Here is a 1,345-nt window from a genome sequence, read left to right as displayed (position 1 = left end):
CGGGTTATAGGACAAAATGTGTTGCTATTTTTCGGGTTTTTCGTTGTGTTGATGCGCGAAAGTGGGGGTTTTAGTTGGTTGTAGTCAACTAATTGGTCGGACAAATTGTGTTGCTTTTGTCGGGATTTTTTGGCGTTATTGCGGGGGAAACTGGGTGTTGTAGTTGGTGTGTTTTAGGGGTTTGGCACTCTGTTATGAATGACGAGTGTTAAGTGCCCGGGGTGCGGGCGTGTGATGAGTAGGCATGGTAAGACTTCAGCGGGTTCGCAGCGTTGGTGGTGTCGGTCGTGTGGTATGACCCGGGTTCACCATATTGACGCCACAGCGAAGCATCTATGTGAGTTTCTTGGCTGGCTTTTGAGTAATAAAAGACAGGTAGATATGCCAGGTCAGGGCAGATCTTTTCGGCGTAGGTGTGCTCCGTTATGGAAGCTTTGGCCCTTCGCGCCAGTGGTGGATGAGGTTCATGAGGTGGTGTTTGTTGATGGTATTCACCTGGGTCGTAAGGCTGTCGTGTTGATCGCTCAAAGTCGCACTCACGTGTTGGGATGGTATGTCGCTAGGCGGGAAAACTCCAGAGCCTGGGCGGCTTTGCTAGAACGGATCCCAGCCCCAGACCTGGTTATTAGTGACGGGGCGGGAGGGTTTGAAAAAGCCCGTAGACAAGTATGGCCTACTACCAAGGTTCAACGCTGCACGTTTCACGTCTTCGCCATGATAAAACGCGCAACAACCACGCGCCCGAAACTCCCAGCCTCCCAGCAACTCTACCGCCTGGGCTTAAAGCTACTACGAGTGAAAACGAGTGAGGAAGCACGTGAGTGGCTATGCGAATACAACCAGTGGCATACGGATTGGGAAGAATTCTTAGACGAGAAAACCCCAACTCCTAATGGCGGATGGGTCTATACCCATCAAAGGCTTGTTAGAGCCCGTAACAGTCTTAACCAGCTCATACGCCGTGACCTGCTTTTCACTTTCGTTGACCCCTGCTGGCAAGAGCCTATGCCAGCAACCAATAACCGTATCGAAGGCGCAACAAACGCGCCACTACGCCAAGTATTGCGCAATCACCGAGGCATGAACCTGACACGCAGGATTAAAGCTATCTTCTGGTGGTGCTACATGCATACCGAAAACCCGCTACCAGCCAGCCAAATACTGAAAATCATGCCCACCGACAAAGACATAGAAAATGCCTGGCAACAAGCCGCGCAACACCAACAAGCCAACACCACCATACCCACCTGGGGCGACGCAATCTGCTGGAACGAACTCCACCACACCACCCCATACCACAACACCTGGGACTAACCCACAAGCAACACATTTTGTCCTATAACCC

At 51.5% G+C, this 1,345-nt stretch carries 1 protein-coding gene; it reads left to right on the top strand.

All coding sequences use genetic code 11. The features are described from left to right. Positions 1-198: 198 nt before the first annotated feature. On the top strand, positions 199-1,314 hold the full coding sequence (locus ACLHIJ_RS08840; RefSeq protein ID WP_411297610.1) for an IS1249 family transposase: 1,116 nt from the start codon (positions 199-201) through the stop codon (positions 1,312-1,314). Positions 1,315-1,345 lie beyond the last annotated feature (31 nt).

The sequence above is a fragment of the Trueperella sp. LYQ141 genome (genome assembly GCF_046599555.1).
In the GTDB taxonomy this organism is placed as follows: domain Bacteria; phylum Actinomycetota; class Actinomycetes; order Actinomycetales; family Actinomycetaceae; genus Trueperella.
The sequence above is the reverse complement of the archived record's forward strand: the minus strand, read 5'-3'. Positions and strand labels throughout refer to the sequence as shown.

Excerpts from the sequence above, each read along its gene's own strand:
- ACLHIJ_RS08840 (WP_411297610.1), top strand. The coding sequence starts at position 199 with ATGACGAGTGTTAAGTGCCCGGGGTGCGGGCGTGTGATGAGTAGGCAT.